Annotated in this window: 10 protein-coding genes; 3 read left to right on the forward strand and 7 right to left on the reverse strand. The window is 69.4% G+C overall.

All coding sequences use genetic code 11. The features are described 5' to 3' along the window. Positions 1 to 4 precede the first annotated feature (4 nt). From ACLQ2R_RS22800 to ACLQ2R_RS22810, 3 genes are read right to left on the reverse strand one after another with little or no spacing between them, the layout of a single operon-like run. The gene (locus ACLQ2R_RS22800) at positions 5 to 832 is read right to left on the reverse strand and encodes a carbohydrate ABC transporter permease (protein ID WP_425962424.1); all 828 of its coding nucleotides are present in this window, start codon (positions 830 to 832) and stop codon (positions 5 to 7) included. Continuing rightward, positions 832 to 1830 (reverse strand): carbohydrate ABC transporter permease, encoded by a 999-nt coding sequence (locus ACLQ2R_RS22805; RefSeq protein ID WP_425962425.1) that lies wholly within the window; start codon positions 1828 to 1830, stop codon positions 832 to 834. Before ACLQ2R_RS22805 ends, ACLQ2R_RS22800 begins: the two co-directional genes overlap by 1 nt. 4 nt (positions 1831 to 1834) lie before the next feature. Continuing rightward, a complete protein-coding gene (locus ACLQ2R_RS22810; protein ID WP_425962426.1) occupies positions 1835 to 3076 on the reverse strand; it encodes an ABC transporter substrate-binding protein in 1242 nt (413 codons plus the stop codon). 170 nt (positions 3077 to 3246) lie between these two features. On the opposite strand from ACLQ2R_RS22810, the gene ACLQ2R_RS22815 reads away from it, so the two are divergent. Both ACLQ2R_RS22815 and ACLQ2R_RS22820 read left to right on the forward strand, forming a co-directional pair. Continuing rightward, complete coding sequence (locus tag ACLQ2R_RS22815) at positions 3247 to 4017, forward strand: FadR/GntR family transcriptional regulator (protein WP_425962427.1); 771 nt, start codon at positions 3247 to 3249, stop codon at positions 4015 to 4017. Positions 4018 to 4131: 114 nt separating this feature from the next. Beyond that, positions 4132 to 4980 (forward strand): fumarylacetoacetate hydrolase family protein, encoded by an 849-nt coding sequence (locus ACLQ2R_RS22820; protein ID WP_425962428.1) that lies wholly within the window; start codon positions 4132 to 4134, stop codon positions 4978 to 4980. 155 nt (positions 4981 to 5135) lie between these two features. Here ACLQ2R_RS22820 and ACLQ2R_RS22825 read toward each other — a convergent pair whose 3' ends face one another. Together ACLQ2R_RS22825 and ACLQ2R_RS22830 are read right to left on the reverse strand one after the other, a co-directional pair. Then, on the reverse strand, positions 5136 to 7520 hold the full coding sequence (locus ACLQ2R_RS22825; protein ID WP_425962430.1) for a ricin-type beta-trefoil lectin domain protein: 2385 nt from the start codon (positions 7518 to 7520) through the stop codon (positions 5136 to 5138). A gap of 136 nt (positions 7521 to 7656) precedes the next feature. Then, positions 7657 to 9030, reverse strand: a complete 1374-nt coding sequence (locus tag ACLQ2R_RS22830; protein ID WP_425962431.1) for a lectin — start codon at positions 9028 to 9030, stop codon at positions 7657 to 7659. A gap of 581 nt (positions 9031 to 9611) precedes the next feature. Between ACLQ2R_RS22830 and ACLQ2R_RS22835 the strand changes: the two genes are divergently transcribed. Continuing rightward, positions 9612 to 10307 (forward strand): FadR/GntR family transcriptional regulator, encoded by a 696-nt coding sequence (locus ACLQ2R_RS22835; RefSeq protein ID WP_425962433.1) that lies wholly within the window; start codon positions 9612 to 9614, stop codon positions 10305 to 10307. A gap of 615 nt (positions 10308 to 10922) precedes the next feature. Here ACLQ2R_RS22835 and ACLQ2R_RS22840 read toward each other — a convergent pair. Together ACLQ2R_RS22840 and ACLQ2R_RS22845 are read right to left on the reverse strand one after the other, a co-directional pair. After that, the gene (locus ACLQ2R_RS22840; protein ID WP_425962434.1) at positions 10923 to 12299 is read right to left on the reverse strand and encodes an extracellular catalytic domain type 1 short-chain-length polyhydroxyalkanoate depolymerase; all 1377 of its coding nucleotides are present in this window, start codon (positions 12297 to 12299) and stop codon (positions 10923 to 10925) included. A gap of 359 nt (positions 12300 to 12658) precedes the next feature. Continuing rightward, a partial coding sequence (locus ACLQ2R_RS22845; RefSeq protein WP_425962435.1) for a non-reducing end alpha-L-arabinofuranosidase family hydrolase occupies positions 12659 to 14397 on the reverse strand: 1739 nt, incomplete at its 5' end.

Genomic DNA, 14397 nt, shown 5'->3' on the forward strand with positions numbered 1-14397 from the left:
CATGTCAGCCCTTCGTGGAACCGGCGGTGACACCGTCGGCGATCTGACGCTGGAGGAAAAGATAGATCATCAACATGGGTACGCCGGCGATGAGCACCCCGGAGGCGAAGGTGGGAATGTCGTCGGAGTACTGCCCGCGCAGCGAGGTGACCCCGACCATGAGGGTGCGGTGGTCGGCCGACGGCATCATCAGCAGGGAGATGAGGACGTCGTTCCAGCAGAACAGGGTGTCGAGGATGCCGACCGACAGCAGGGCCGGAGTCCCCATCGGCAGCATGATCCGCCGGTAGACGCCGTAGGTCGTGTTCCCGTCGATCCTGGCCGCATCGATGATCTCCCGTGGGACGGTCTTGTAGTAACTCGTCATCAGGAAGATCGTGAAGGGGAGGAACTGCGCGACGTAGGACAGGATCAGTCCCGGGTAGGTGTCGATGAGGCCGCTGTCCGCCATGACCCGCGCGAGCGGCACCATGATCACCTGAAAGGGGATGAACAGGGCCGAGAGACAGCCCAGGAAGAGCACCGTGGAACCGCGGAACCGTAGCTGGCCCAACGCGAAGCCCGCCATCGACCCGAAGAGCAGCAGGAGGGCCACCGAGATCGTCACCACGAGGAGCGAGTTGGCGAAGTACCGCGCCATGCCGACACTGTTCCACGCCGTGACGATGTTGTCCCAGTTCAGGGAGGTCGCCGGGGAGAACCGGTCGAGGACGTACTCGCGCCGGGTCTTCACGGCGACGTTGGCGGTGAACACGAGGGGGTAGATCGTCGCCAGCGCGAGGAGCGCCATCGGGACGGCGGCCACCCACATGCCCAGGCGTTTGCCGTTCATCAGTCCTCCCTTCCGGCGCGGCGGAGCACGCTGATCTGCAGGAGTCCCACCACGAGCATGATGAGGAAGAGGACCGTCGACGCGGCCGAGGCGAGCGCGGGACGGTTCATCTGTCCCTGCTGGATCCAGATGTAGTACTCCGGCAGGTAGGTGGAGCCCTCCGGGCCCCCGCTGGTCATGATGTACAGCAGGCCGAACATGGACGTCAGCATCCCGATCATCGTGGTCACGAAGACGAACTGGATGGTGCGGGTCAGACCCGGGATGATCACGTGCCGGATGGTCTGGGGGAGTGACGCGCCGTCCATCCGGGCCGCGTCCAGGAGCGTGGCGTCCAGGGTGGCGAACCCGGCGAGGAACACCACCAGGGCCATCCCGAACGTCGCCCAGATCTGCACGCCGACGACCGTGAACATGGCGACGTCCGGGTCGCCGAGCCAGTCGACCGGGCCGATGCCGAACATCCCGAGGACGGTGTTCAGCGAGCCGTCGAAGGCGAGCATGAGGTTGAAGATCGCGCCGACGATCACCGGTGAGAGTACGGCCGGGAAGAAGTAGACGCTGCGGAAGAACCGGTGCCCGGGCACGCGCAGGTAGATGAACGTCGCGAGCAGGCCCGGGATGGCCACCGCCACGGGGAGCAGCAGCACCAGCAGCCCGACGTTGCGCAGCGCGCTCTGGAACGTCGCGTCCTGGAACATCTCCAGGTAGTTGTCGAGGCCGACCATCATGCCGTTGCGTTCGCCGTCGCCCGTGAAGGAGAAGTTGACGCCCATCAGCAGCGGCCACAGCCGCAGCGCGACGATGATCAGTACGGCGGGGGCCACCAGGACGTAGGGGGCGAGGCGATCGGAACGCAGCGCGCGGGAGAACGGCCGGGGGGCGGCCCGGGGGGCGGGCCGGGGGGCGGCGCGCCGCTCCCGCCGCCCCGTCCCCCCTCCGTCGGTCCGCCCGGGGCCGACCGGGCGGACCAGCGGTGACGAATCTCGGATCGGCACGGGATCAGCTCGCCCGATCCGAGGCGGCAAGCTGCTCCACCACCTCGTCGACGGTCGCCGATCCGCTCAGAAGCTGCTGGGACAGCCTTCCCATCAGGTCCAGGGTCTTGGAGGACAGCGCGACGTGCAGGGCGGGCTTGCCTTCCTTGAGCTGGGACACGAGCGTGCCGACGGCCGCGGGGCCCTGCGACACGTCGATCGTGGTGTCGGACGCGATCGCGCCGGCCTCGGAGTAGAAGGAGGTCAGGGCGTCGGTCGTGGTCAGCGACCGCACCATGTCGGCGGCCAGCTTCGGGTCCTTGGCCCACTTCGCGACCGCGTAGCCGATGCCGCCGTCGTAGGCGAGGCTCGGGGTGGTGCCGTCGGTGACGACCGGGGCGGACATGACGCCGACCTTGTCGGGGCCGAGGAACTCGCTGAAGTCCTTCCAGTGCCCGATGTCCGACATCAGGCCGATGATGTGGGCGGCCTTGCCGGAGTTGAAGATCGTGAAGGCGTCGTTGAACATCGCGGTCGAGTTGGCTCCGTCGTTGTTCAGCTTCGCGTCGCCGGCGTCCTTCCACAGCTTGAAGATCTTCTTCACGTTGGGGGAGGACCAGTCGCGCTTCCCGGCGATCCAGTCGTCGTACTCCTGCGCCGTCAGGATGCCCGAGCCGAGGCCCGACATGAAGAACTGGATGCCGGCGCCCTCCTTGTTGCCGAGCGCGAAGCACCTGGACCCGGTCTTCTGCTTGATGACGGCGCAGTCGCCGATGAACTTCTCCCAGGTCGTGGCGGGGCTGGCGATCCCGGCCTTCTCGTACAGCGTCTTGTTGTAGTAGATGGGGTGGCCCTGCAACGTCACCGGCGCGGCGTAGATCTTGTTGTCCTTGCTGAACGCGTCCCAGCCCGCCAGGCGCTCCTTGTCCTCGGCCAGGTACTGGTCGAGCGGGAGGAGCGCGTCCACGCGGTCACGGATCTGGCCGCCCCCGTTGAAGAGCATGACGTCCGGTCCCGCGCCGGACTGGATGGCCGCGCCCAGCAGGGTGTAGTACTGGTCGAACGGCTGGGCCACGAACTCGGCCGTGACGCCGGGGTGCTTCTTGGCGAAGTCGGCCTTGGCCTTCTGGATGTAGGAGGCCGCGGCCGCGTCACCGGACTTCCAGTCCCAGACCACGAGCTTGGTGACCTTGCTGCCGGACTCGCTCGGCGCCGACGCGGGCCGGGTGGCGCTTCCGCAGCCGGCCAGGGCCAGTCCGGTGACCAAGAGGGCAGACCATAATGTTCGCTGCTTCATCGGATGTTCACTCTCCAGAGGACGGCCGGCTCGCCCGGCCGCGATGTGAGGCGAAACGTAATTCGTATGACGTCTGACGTCAATATGTGTGCCATATACTGATGTCGAAATGTGGCGCCGCCCGCGGCAGCGGAGGAGATATGACGACATCGCAGGAGTCGCCGCCGGGCGCAGCGCCCCCGCCGGCGTGGGTGCGGCGGCCGGCCAACCTCGCCAGGGCGGTGACGGCGGAGCTGGTGGAGCGCATCGTCCGGGGAGTGCACCCCCCGGGCACGCCGCTGCCCGCCGAACCCGCGCTCTGTGACGCCTTCTCGGTGAGCCGGACCGTCGTCCGCGAGGCGTTGAAGATCCTCCAGGAGAAGGGGCTGGTGCAGATCCGCCAGGGCAGCGGCACCATCGTCACCCCACCGACGATGTGGGACATGCTCGACGAGCACGTCCTCGCGGCGACCATCGCCGAGGACGAGGGCCTGTCCATCCTCGACGACCTCGTCGTCACCCGGCGCGTGCTGGAGTCCGACATGGCGAACCTCGCCGCACGCCTCGCGGAACCCGCCACCGTCGTCCGGCTGCGCGCGCTGGTGGACCGGATGGACGAGCTCGTGGACGACCATGTCACCTACGCCAAGCACGACCTCGCCTTCCACGACACGATCATGCAGGCGTCCGGGAACCGGATCGCCCGCGGCGTGGTGCGGGCCCTGGAGAGCCAGGTCATCAACACCGCCCGCTACATGGGCCAGCCCCAGCGGGCCCTGTGCGTGGCGTCCAACCTCGGCCACCGCCGCATCTACGAGCGCATCGCCGCCCGCGACCCCGGCGGCGCCGCCGAGGCGATGTTCACCCACATCACCGACGCCTGGATCGTCCGCCGCGGCGGGCCGGACGAGCCCGTGCGCCTGGAGCGCTGAACGCCGGCCCCGCCCGGCCGCACCGAGGCGTCCGGAGACTTCCCCCCGATTCGACGAATCCGTCAGGCCCGGCCCGACCGGCATGCCTGCGAACCACATGAGAGAAGGCGTTTCGTGAAACTGTTGCGGGTGGGTCCGCCGGGCCGGGAGCGGCCCTGCGTCATGGGACCCGACGGCAGGACGCTGGACCTGTCGGCGCTGACGGCCGACATCGACGGCGCGTTCCTCGCCCGGGGAGGCGTCGAGCGGGTACGGTCCGCCCTCGCCGAGGGCGCTCTGCCCGAGGCCGGGCCGTACGAGCGGATCGGCGCTCCGGTGGCCAGGCCGGGGAAGATCATCTGTATCGGGCTGAACTACTCCGACCACGCCGAGGAGACCGGCGCCGCCATCCCCGCCGAGCCGGTGGTCTTCATGAAGGCGCCCAACACGGTCGTCGGCCCCGAGGACGAGGTCCTGGTGCCGCGTGGCAGCGTGAAGACCGACTACGAGGTCGAACTGGCCGTGGTCCTCGGCGGCACGGCCCGCTACCTGTCCTCCCCGGCGGAGGCGGCGGGCGTGATCGCCGGGTACGCGATCGCCAACGACGTCTCCGAGCGGGAGTTCCAGAACGAGCGCGGCGGCCAGTGGGACAAGGGCAAGTCGTGCGAGACGTTCAACCCGCTGGGCCCCTGGCTGGTCACGCCGGACGAGGTGGGCGACCCGCAGGCGCTCGGCCTGCGCCTGTGGGTCAACGGGCGGCTCCGCCAGAACGGTGGCACCAAGAATCAGATCTTCGGGGTTCATCATGTGATCTGGTACCTCAGCCAGTTCATGGTCCTGGAGCCGGGCGACGTGGTGAACACCGGCACCCCCGCCGGGGTCGCCCTCGGCATCGGCCCGGAGGCGTACCTGCGCGCGGGCGACGTGGTCGAGGTCGAGATCGACGGCCTGGGCCGCCAGCGCCAGCGGATGGGACAGGCCTGAGAGCGGACGGAACGCCTCCCCGGCGCGCGTGAGGGACGGTCTTCCGGGGGGCGATGAGAGCACCCCGGCCCCGCACGGCGGGAACGGTCTTTCCCGGGGCGGCGGGACCGCCCCGGGAAAGACCGTCCCGGGTGAGGGCATGAGAGACGACCGGCTCAGCTTCGCAGGCTCCAGCGCTGGTTGGCGCCGCCGTTGCAGGCCCACAGGATGAGCTTGGTGCCGTTGGCCGTACCACCCGCGTTGGCGTCGAGACACAGGCCGGACTGCACGCCGGTGACGGTGCCGTTGGCGTTGACGTTCCACTGCTGGTTGGTGCCGCCGTTGCAGTCCCAGATGACCACCTGGGTGCCGTTGACGGTCCCCCGGGCGTAGGCGTCCAGGCACTTGTTGCCGTACACCTGCAACTGCTTGCCCGAGGTGTGGGTGAAGCGCTGGTTGGTGCCGGTGCCGCAGTCCCACAGCTGCGCCTGGGCCCCGTTGACGGTGCTGCTGCCGGTCACGTCGGCGCAGCGGTTCGACTGGGCCCCGACGATCTGCGAGCCCGGCTGGGGGCTGGTTCCCCCGGGCCCGGCGGCCGCGATCACGGCCTGGGCGCCCGAGGGCCAGTTGCCGTTGGCGACCGTGACGTTGTTGTTCACGACGTTGCCGCGGTCGCCGTTGGTCACGTTGGTGCTGCCGTTGGTCGACCAGTTGCCGGTGACGGTGAAGTTCCCCATGTTCTCGGCGAACCAGTAGTTGGCGGTGGCCCAGGTGCCGGTGGAGGCGAAGACGTTGTTGCGGGCGGTGTAGTAGCGGGAGCCCTCGTCGAAGTAGAGACCGAAGTAGCCGTTGGTCCGCAGGCAGTGGTTGTCGCTGATCAGCCCGCCCGGGTTCGCCGACAGCGTGTAGATGCACCCGCCGTCGTTCATCTGCTGCATGACGTCGTGCACGTAGTTGCCGGAGAGCCGGTTGTTGGACGCGGTGGTGGCCGTGGTGTAGCGCGGCTGGTAGTTGTACAGGCCGCGGTCGGCGTAGTGGTTGCTGCCGCCGGCGTCGTTGGCGCCCCAGCCGTACCCGATCGACATGCCGGTGTACGGCATGTTGTAGACCTCGTTGTTGGTGACGGCGGAGGTGCTGACGTAGGTGGTCAGGACCGAGACGATGCCCCGGTACTCCACGCCGAGGTCGTGGATGCGGTTGTTGCTGACGGTGATGTTCCGGTTGACCATCCGCTGGTCGCCGGGGTGGTGCGCGTCGGCGCGCACGCCGCCGACCACGATGCCGCCGGCCGAGCTGCGGGCGATCTCGGAGCGGGTGACGGTGACGTTGCTCGCGCCCAGGCCGACGCCGCTGGCGTGACCGTTGGCGTCGTTGCCGATGCCCACGGCCGTCTGCCCCAGGTTGAAGAACTGGGAGTCGCTGAAGGTGATGTTGTTGGCGGCGGACACCTGCACGGCGGCGGGCATCTGGTACCAGTTCGGCCGGGTGGCCTCGAACTGCGGGCAGCCGTTGTGGCAGGCGGTGAAGGCGGGCCGGCTCCAGTCGCCGGCCATGTAGACGCCGGTCTGCTGGTCCACGTACCCCTGGTTGCCGCTCGGCGCCGTCCAGGTCGTGCCGGTGAACGTGATGCCGGTGAACGCGATGTGGTGCGCGGGCGCGTCGTAGGTGCCCCCGACGTTCACCAGGGACTGCAGCACCGGCAGCTCCACGCTCACGGTGCTCATGTTCTGCCCGGAGAGCGGGATGTAGGACAGCGCGCCGGTCTGGGGGTCGAGGTACCACTCGCCCGGCGCGTCGAGGAACTCGTAGGCGTTGGCCAGGTAGAGCGGGCCCGCCCGGTGCGGGCTGGTGAAGGTGTCGTACCCGAAGTTGTTGTTGCTCCAGCCGGGCTGCTGCATCGTGATGAAGTTGCCGGTGATGTTCTGCACCGAGGCGTACCGGTCGGTGAACGAGCCGACGCTCTCCACCTGGACGCGGCCCTTGTTGGCGAGGTTGTTCAGGTAGCCCAGGGATCCGTTGGTGAAGGCGAGGCCGCTGCTGTTCGGGGTGAAGTCCGCACGGTTCACCTGGGTGCGGGCGCGGGTGGCGATGGCGCCGTTGACGTAGAGCTGCCGGGTGTCGATCCCGGCGCCGACGCCGGCCCGCCAGATGTTCTTCCCGGGGTCGGCGAGCGACCAGCCGGTGACCGCCCTCGCGCCGCTGACGGTGGGACGGGCACCCGCGGCGGCCTGCCACTTGACCGTGTAGCCGTTGTTGCCGGAGTCGGCGGCGGTCAGCCGGAGCGGCGCGGAGAGGCGGTACACCCCGTCGGCCAGCTCCACGACGACGTCACCGGACATCGCGCCGGTCAGCGCCCGCACCGCGGTCTGCGCGGCGGGCAGCGAGCACGGCTGGGCCGTGGAGCACGCGGTGCCGGTACCGGAGGGGGAGGCGTAGAGGGTCGTGGTGGCCGCCGAGGCGGGCGAGACCGGCGCCACCAGGGCGGCCGCGGCGGTCAGTCCCACCGCGGCCGCTCCGGTCAGCACCAGTCTCCGCGTCGCGGCGTACGAGAATCGAACCATGGGACTTCCTTGTGTGGGGGTGGGGAGCGCTCGGCGGAACGTCCCGGTGGCACTGCCGTGGCAGGAGATCCCCCGCCGGGACGATCGCTCGTCCCGGCGGGGGATCCGAAGGTGTCTCAGGCGTCCGGAGAGGAGGTCAGCTCCGGGTCCAGCGCTGGTTGGCGCCGCCGTTGCAGTCCCAGATGGCGAGCCTGGTGCCGTTGGCGGTGGCGCTGTTGGGCACGTCCAGGCACTTGTTCGCGGCGATGGCGGTGATGGTGCCGTCGGTGTTGAGGCGCCACTTCTGGTTGTTCTGGCCGTTGCAGTCCCAGATCTGGACCAGCGCGCCGTTGGTGGTGCTCTGGTTGCTCACGTCCAGGCACTTGTTGCCGTAGACCCGCAGCTCCTGCGCGGCGGTGGAGGCCCAGCGCTGGTTGTTCTGGTTGTTGCAGTCCCACAGCTGGACCGCCGCGCCGTTGGCCTGCGAGGCGCCGCTGACGTCCAGGCACCGGCCCGAGCCCACCCCGCGGACCGCACCGGCCGTTCCCGGGGTCGGCGTCACCGTCGGCGTCGGAGTCGGCGTGGGTTCGGGCTGGTTGCCCCCGAACTGGGAGAAGAACCTCCACACCTCACCCTTGGTCCAGGTCGTGATGCCGCTCTCGGCGTAGGTCCCGTCGACCGGGCCGGGCATGTGGCCGTTGTCGAAGGCGGCCCACACGACCGGGTACCCGGAACGGCACCCCGAGTAGGTGGTGGTGATGTGCGTCCTGCTGCCCGACCCCGGCTCGGGCGGGTTCTGGGCGGTACAGCCGTTGTTGCGGACGAACCTGTCGCGCAGCGACCGTCCCTGGGAGATGTTGAGGACGTTGTCGCCGATGCCGTGCAGCCCCATGTACGCGATGGGCTGGGAGCCGTCGCTGCACCCGCTGAGCTGCGCGCCGGCGTAGACCGCGACCGCGCGGAAGACCGTCGCCCTGCTGCAGGCGAGCGAGTAGCTCATCCCGCCGCCGTAGCTGAAGCCCATGGCGAAGCGCTGGGAGGTGTCGACGCACAGGGAGGCGTCGAGCAGCCTGTTCAGGTCGTCGACGAGGTTCACGTCCTCGTTGCCGGAGTTGGCCCAGCCGCCGCCGAGGCCCTGGGGCGCGATGAAGATCCCGTTGTTGTTCGACTGCTGCCGCATGCCGTAGAAGGACCAGGGGTACCCGCTGGTGCCGCCCGAGTCGATCTCGGTGGCGGTGCCGCCCCGCCAGTGGAACCCGAAGAACACCCGGTAGGGCGTGTTGTTGTTGTAGTTGTCGGGGAGTCTCAGGATGTAGGAGCGGGACTTGCCGCCGCTCTGGATCGTGTGCGTGCCGCTGGTCAGCGCCGGGGCCTTGCCGCACCCGGCGGTCGGCGCGAGGGCGGCGGTGCTCGCTGACGACGCCGACGACGCTGACGCGCCGAGGCTGTTGCTCAGCGCCGCGTGACCCGTGGACACGACGAGAAGCGCCGCGACCGCGATCGCTCCGAGGAAGGATCTGCGCTTCGCCATCACGCGACCTTCCGTCCGGTCCGAATGCCGGCATGTCTTGATGGGGACACCACTGGGTTCTCCTTCATCGGGGGGTGGGAGTCCCGGCGGGCCGGGCGGCGGCTCAATGCCGTTTCGCCGGCTTCCACGCCGGACACCGTGTGATCCGAGGTGTTGCGGGAGTCGCGGCGGTCAGGCCACGACGCACGACCGCCGCGGAGTGCCCCACTCCGGATACGGTCGAGCCGGGGAGACCTCCCAAAGGAGGCGTCCCGGGGACTTAGCTACTAGTTACGTTCCTCACGCTGAGGCGCGTCAAGACCTTAAGCCCACTTATTTCTGACTCCTCACCGGAAGGCCCTGGCCGGAGTGGGAACTCTTCCTCGTGTGATCAGGGATTCACGGATCCCCGTCTCCGCCTGCCCTTTGAAGAACCTGACGGCTCGTCGGATGTGTAGCATTCACCGCCGGGCGGGCAGGAGGGATCGATGCCGCTCCGGGCCGCGATTGGTCGTACCCTTGAGGAGGTGGTGGCAGGGGAGGGGGCGAGCAGGGTGGTCGATACTCCGCGTGCGGAAGGCGCTTACCGGCCGGGTTACGAGGTGGCCGCGGAGCAGGTGCTGGAGTTGATCGGCCGGTTGCGCCTGCAGCCCGGCGACCGCATGCCCACCGAGAACGAGCTGGCCCGGCAACTGGGCACGAGCCGGACCGTCGTGCGTGAGGCGGTGAAGATACTCTCGGCGCTCGGCCGGGTGCGCGCCCAGAAGGGGCGCGGTCTCTACGTGGCCGACGACGAGGGCATGCTCGGCACCGGACGCTGGGCCTCCTTCTTCCTGCCCACCGACCTGGACCACGTCTACATGCTCTTCGAGTTCCGCCGGGCCCAGGAGATGGAGACCAGCCGGTTGGCCGCCCGCCGCGCCACCCCGGCGGAGCTGGGGGACATCGAGAAGTCGGTCGGGGTGTGCCGCTACGGGTTCGACAACGGGCGCGACGACCTGTTCAACGAGGGCGACGACGCCTTCCACACCGCCGTCGCGACGGCCTCGCACAACATGTTCCTCCAGATAGCGGTACGAGAGGCCCGCCGGCTGCAGGCCCAGTCCAGCCTCATCGGAATGCGCGGCTCGGTGGGCGGGCACGCCGCCAAGGCCGTCGAGGAACACGAGGCCATCTACCAGGCCATCCGCGCCGGCGACCCGGAGGCGGCGGCCCAGGCCGCGGCGACGCACATCGACAACACGCTGGACGACTACCGCAGGGAGATCCAGCAGCGCATCTTCTCGTCGGCCGACTGATCGCCGCGAGCGGATCGCGGAACCGGTCACGGGTGAAAGTTTCACCCCGTCGCGCTCCTGCGAGGAGCGGGCACCCTCGGCGGGAAGGCGGACGGAGCCCGCTCGCCGGGCGGACGCACGGAGCGCGGCGCCCCCGATTCTTGACAGCCTTCCTCACTTCGTGTCTACTCTGCCGCACCACCAACGAATCAGGCCCCCGGTCAGAGACAGAACCGATGAATGTATGTGAGCGCTAACAACCCCCCTTGACGTGAGCGTCCGCCCCAGGCGCTCCGGCTCGGCCCGTTCGACACAGGGACGTCACCGTCACCTCCCTTCTCACAGCACACCTCACAGGACATCTCGGAGGACTCACGAGGATCAGCCGCCAGCCATGCCGGACGCCGATGAGGCCGGCTCGGTGAACCGTGGTCGTCGTCCTGGCCGCGGCGCCGGGAAGAACGGTCCAGCCCTGTGTGCCGAGCGCGTCGGGCGTGTCGGGCGTGTCGAGCGTGTCGAGCCGGCCCGGTCGGGTCTCCCGCGGACCGGCTCCGGATCGGCCGGGTGAAAGAACCCGCCCCGGGTGAAAGGGCCCGCCCGGGGCGCCGACCGTCCCGGGCGGGTCCGCTCGGTGGGTCAGCTCCGGGTCCAGCGCTGGTTGGCGCCGCCGTTGCAGTCCCAGATGGCGAGCCTGGTGCCGTTGGCGGTGGCGCTGTTGGGCACGTCCAGGCACTTGTTCGCGCCGATGGCGGTGATGGTGCCGTCGGTGTTGAGGCGCCACTTCTGGTTGTTCTGGCCGTTGCAGTCCCAGATCTGGACCAGCGCGCCGTTGGTGGTGCCGGACCCGCTCACGTCCAGGCACTTGTTGCCGTAGACCCGCAGCTCCTGCGCGGCGGTGGAGGCCCAGCGCTGGTTGTTCTGGTTGTTGCAGTCCCACAGCTGGACCGCCGCGCCGTTGGCCTGCGAGACGCCGCTGACGTCCAGGCACCGGCCCGAGCCCACCCCGCGGACCGCACCGCTCGTTCCCGGAGTCGGCGTCACCGTGGGTGTGGGTGTGGGTGTGGGCGTGGGTGACGGGTTCGTGCCGCCGTCGAGGCCGAGGAAGGTGATGGCGTAGGCGAGCTGGCCGCTCATCGGCAACTGGTGGCCGACCCCGCTGATGCCGATCCCCTCCACCGTGGCCTGGGCCGAGGTGACGCCGTACCTGGTCCGGGTCCAGTTCGACTGCGGCCGGTCGGTGAACGCCGGTGTCTGGCTCAGCCCGTGCAGGCCGGTCCACTGCTTGATCTCTTCGCCGAAGTTGTTGTAGTGGAGCGTGGTGTCGGTGGCGCCGTGCCACAGCTGCATCCGGGGGTAGCGGCCGGTGTACCCGGGATACATCGCCCGTGCCTGGTCGCCCCACTGCTGGGCGGTCTTGATGAGGTTCCCGCCGGAGCACTGGCTGTTCCACAGCGACCCGTTGGTGGTGGCGAAGCACCCGGCGGGCACGCCGGAGAACGCCGAACCGGCGGCGAACACGTCCGGGTACTGGGCGGCGAGCACGTTGGTCATCATCGCGCCGGAGGAGAAGCCGCTGACCACGATCCGGGCGGGGTCGACGTTGTGGCGCTGCCGCGCCCAGGCGACCATGGCCATGACCCCGGTGGAGTCGCCGCCGCCGTCGCGCCGCAGCGCGGCGGGGGTGGACACGTCGAAGCACTTCTCGCTGCGGGTGGCCTCCGGCACCACGATGACGTACCCGTACCGGTCGGCCGCGGTCGCGTAGTCGCGCCCGTTGCCGTTGAAGACGGCGCCGGCCGACCCGCCGCAGTAGTGGGTCAGCACCAGCAGCGCGGGCTGTGCCGCGACCCTGTCCGGCACGTAGATGTACATCTTGAGGTTCGTCGGGTTGGTGCCGAAATTGGTCACCTGGGTCAGTGACGCGGCCGCGACGGGCCGGGCCGCCAGGAGCAGGCCCGCGATCAGCAGGGGGAGGGTGGCGGCCGCGAGTACGGCCCTGAGCCTTCGTTTCACGGTGTGTCCTTTTCGATTGCCGGGGGTGTCCTCGGGCGCGCGTGCTCGGACCTCGGCGTCAACAGGCGGATGTGGCCCGGGGAGCCGGCCGTCTCCGGAGCGAGAGGTGGCGCCGGCCGTCGGCTCCGACGGGTTCGGCGGTCGGCGGGACGGCGGGGGCCCCGACGCGACCCGGGCGGGCCCGGCCGTGTGCCGAACCCGCCCGTTGCGGCTTTCTCGCGATCCTGATCGCGTGCCGTGATCGCGTTCACCCGATGGGGTGGATGCGTTGATGGTCCCGGGCGCAGTGGTCTCTCCCTCCCCCGCGCCCGGGACCGGTTCATGGGTGATCCGCGAAGAGCCGGATCGGTGTCACGTCGTCAGCGCTGGAGGGTCAGCAGGCCGGGCCGGTAGGGCAGCAGACCGTAGTCGACGCCGTCGGAGCTGGGGCTGCGGCCCTGGTAGAGGAGCTGCAGGTTGCAGGGGTCGACGGTCATGGTCTGGTCGGCGTTGGTGCGCAGCAGCTCACCGTGGCTGATGTCGTTGGTCCAGGTGGCGCCGCTGTTGGCCTTGCCGGCGAACGGGTTGGACTGGGTGGCGGCCTGCGGGGTCCAGGAACCGTTCAGGCTGGTGGCGGTGAAGGAGCGGAAGTAGCGCCCCTGCGAGCCCATGGCCTCGACGATCATGAGGTAGCGGTTCTGGTTCTGCAGCTTGTAGACCTGCACGGCCTCGAACAGGTTCTCCTTCGTGTCGCTCATGACGACGGTCGAGGAGGTGCCGAAGTTACCGGGGAAGTTGCCGATGGGCATGCTGGTCCGGTAGATCTTGCCGTTGTCGCCGGCGAAGAACAGGTACATGTTCGTGCCGTCACCGATGACGGCCTGGTCGATCGGGCCGGTGTCGGAGCCGGTGATGCTGCCCGAGAAGAGGGGCTGGGGGGCCGACCAGCCGTTGGGGTTGGTGGGGTTGGTGGAGGTGCGGTAGGAGAAGGCCGCTCCGCCGCCCCACTGGTAGGCCAGCACCCAGATGTTCTTGGGGGCGAAGAAGAACAGCGAGGGTGCCACGGTGCCCGTCGACATGGTGTTCTGGCTGGCCGAGGCCATCTCCGACCAGTTGGTGAACAGGCCGAAGTTCATCGACCCCCAGGTCTTGCCGAAGTCGTGGGTGGTGGCGTAGACGAGCTGCTTGCCCTCGTAGGGGGCGACGGTGAAGTCCTTGAGCGAGACCCAGCCCGACTTGGGGTTGGCCAGCACGCCGGAGGAGTTCCAGCGGTAGGTCGAGGGCAGGTCGCACATCCCCGGCGTCGGGGTCGGCGTGGGCGTCGGGGTGGGAGTCGGGGTCGGGGTCGGGGTCGGGGTCGGGGTGGGAGTCGGGTCCGGTCCGACAGCGCCGTTGCAGGTGAGGGCCGGGGTGGCCGCGGTGCCGTTGGCGGTGAAACCGAACGTGGTCGACTGGCCCGCCGCGATGGTGGCGTTGTAGGCGACGTTGCGGACCGTCACCGTGGAGCCGGAGACGCTCGACTCGCCGCTCCACAGGCTGCTGATGCTCTGCCCGCCGGGCCAGGTCCAGCGCACGGTCCACCCGGTGACCGGCGCACTGCCCGCACGAACCGTCACGGTCGACTGGAAGCCGCCCGGCCAGGTGTTCGTCGTCGCGATCGTCGCCGAACACTCTCCCGTGCCAGGAGTGGGCGTCGGGGTCGGCGTGGGCGTCGGCGTAGGCGTGGGCGTGGGCGTCGGGGTGGGGGTGGGTGACGGGCTCGGGTCGGCGGCGTTGAGGGCGTTGAGGACCGAGGTGTAGGCGGCCTTCTTGTTGCCGTTGCCGTCGAAGAGCAGCGGGGCGCTGCCGGAGCCGAGCCAGGAGTCGCTGTCGCGGACGCCCCAGACGGTGATGCCGTTGCAGCGCGGTACGGCCAGGCAGTCGTTGACGACGTTGGCGTAGGTGGTCGCCGAGGCGCCCACGATGTCGAGCTCGGTGATCTGCACGTCGACGCCCAGGGCGGCGAAGCTGGAGATGGTGGTGCGGTAGTTGCTGTTGTACGGGCTGTTGTTGTTGAAGTGCGACTGCAGGCCGACGCAGTCGATGGGCACGCCGCGGGCCTTGAAGTCGCGGACCATGT

The organism is Streptosporangium sp. DT93 (assembly GCF_049844535.1).
In the GTDB taxonomy this organism is placed as follows: domain Bacteria; phylum Actinomycetota; class Actinomycetes; order Streptosporangiales; family Streptosporangiaceae; genus Streptosporangium.

What these genes read in the sequence shown, in the direction of transcription:
- ACLQ2R_RS22800 (WP_425962424.1), bottom strand. Translation starts at nt 832, where the DNA reads ATGAACGGCAAACGCCTGGGCATGTGGGTGGCCGCCGTCCCGATGGCG.
- ACLQ2R_RS22815 (WP_425962427.1), top strand. Translation starts at nt 3,247, where the DNA reads ATGACGACATCGCAGGAGTCGCCGCCGGGCGCAGCGCCCCCGCCGGCG.
- ACLQ2R_RS22825 (WP_425962430.1), bottom strand. Translation starts at nt 7,520, where the DNA reads ATGGTTCGATTCTCGTACGCCGCGACGCGGAGACTGGTGCTGACCGGA.
- ACLQ2R_RS22830 (WP_425962431.1), bottom strand. Translation starts at nt 9,030, where the DNA reads ATGGCGAAGCGCAGATCCTTCCTCGGAGCGATCGCGGTCGCGGCGCTT.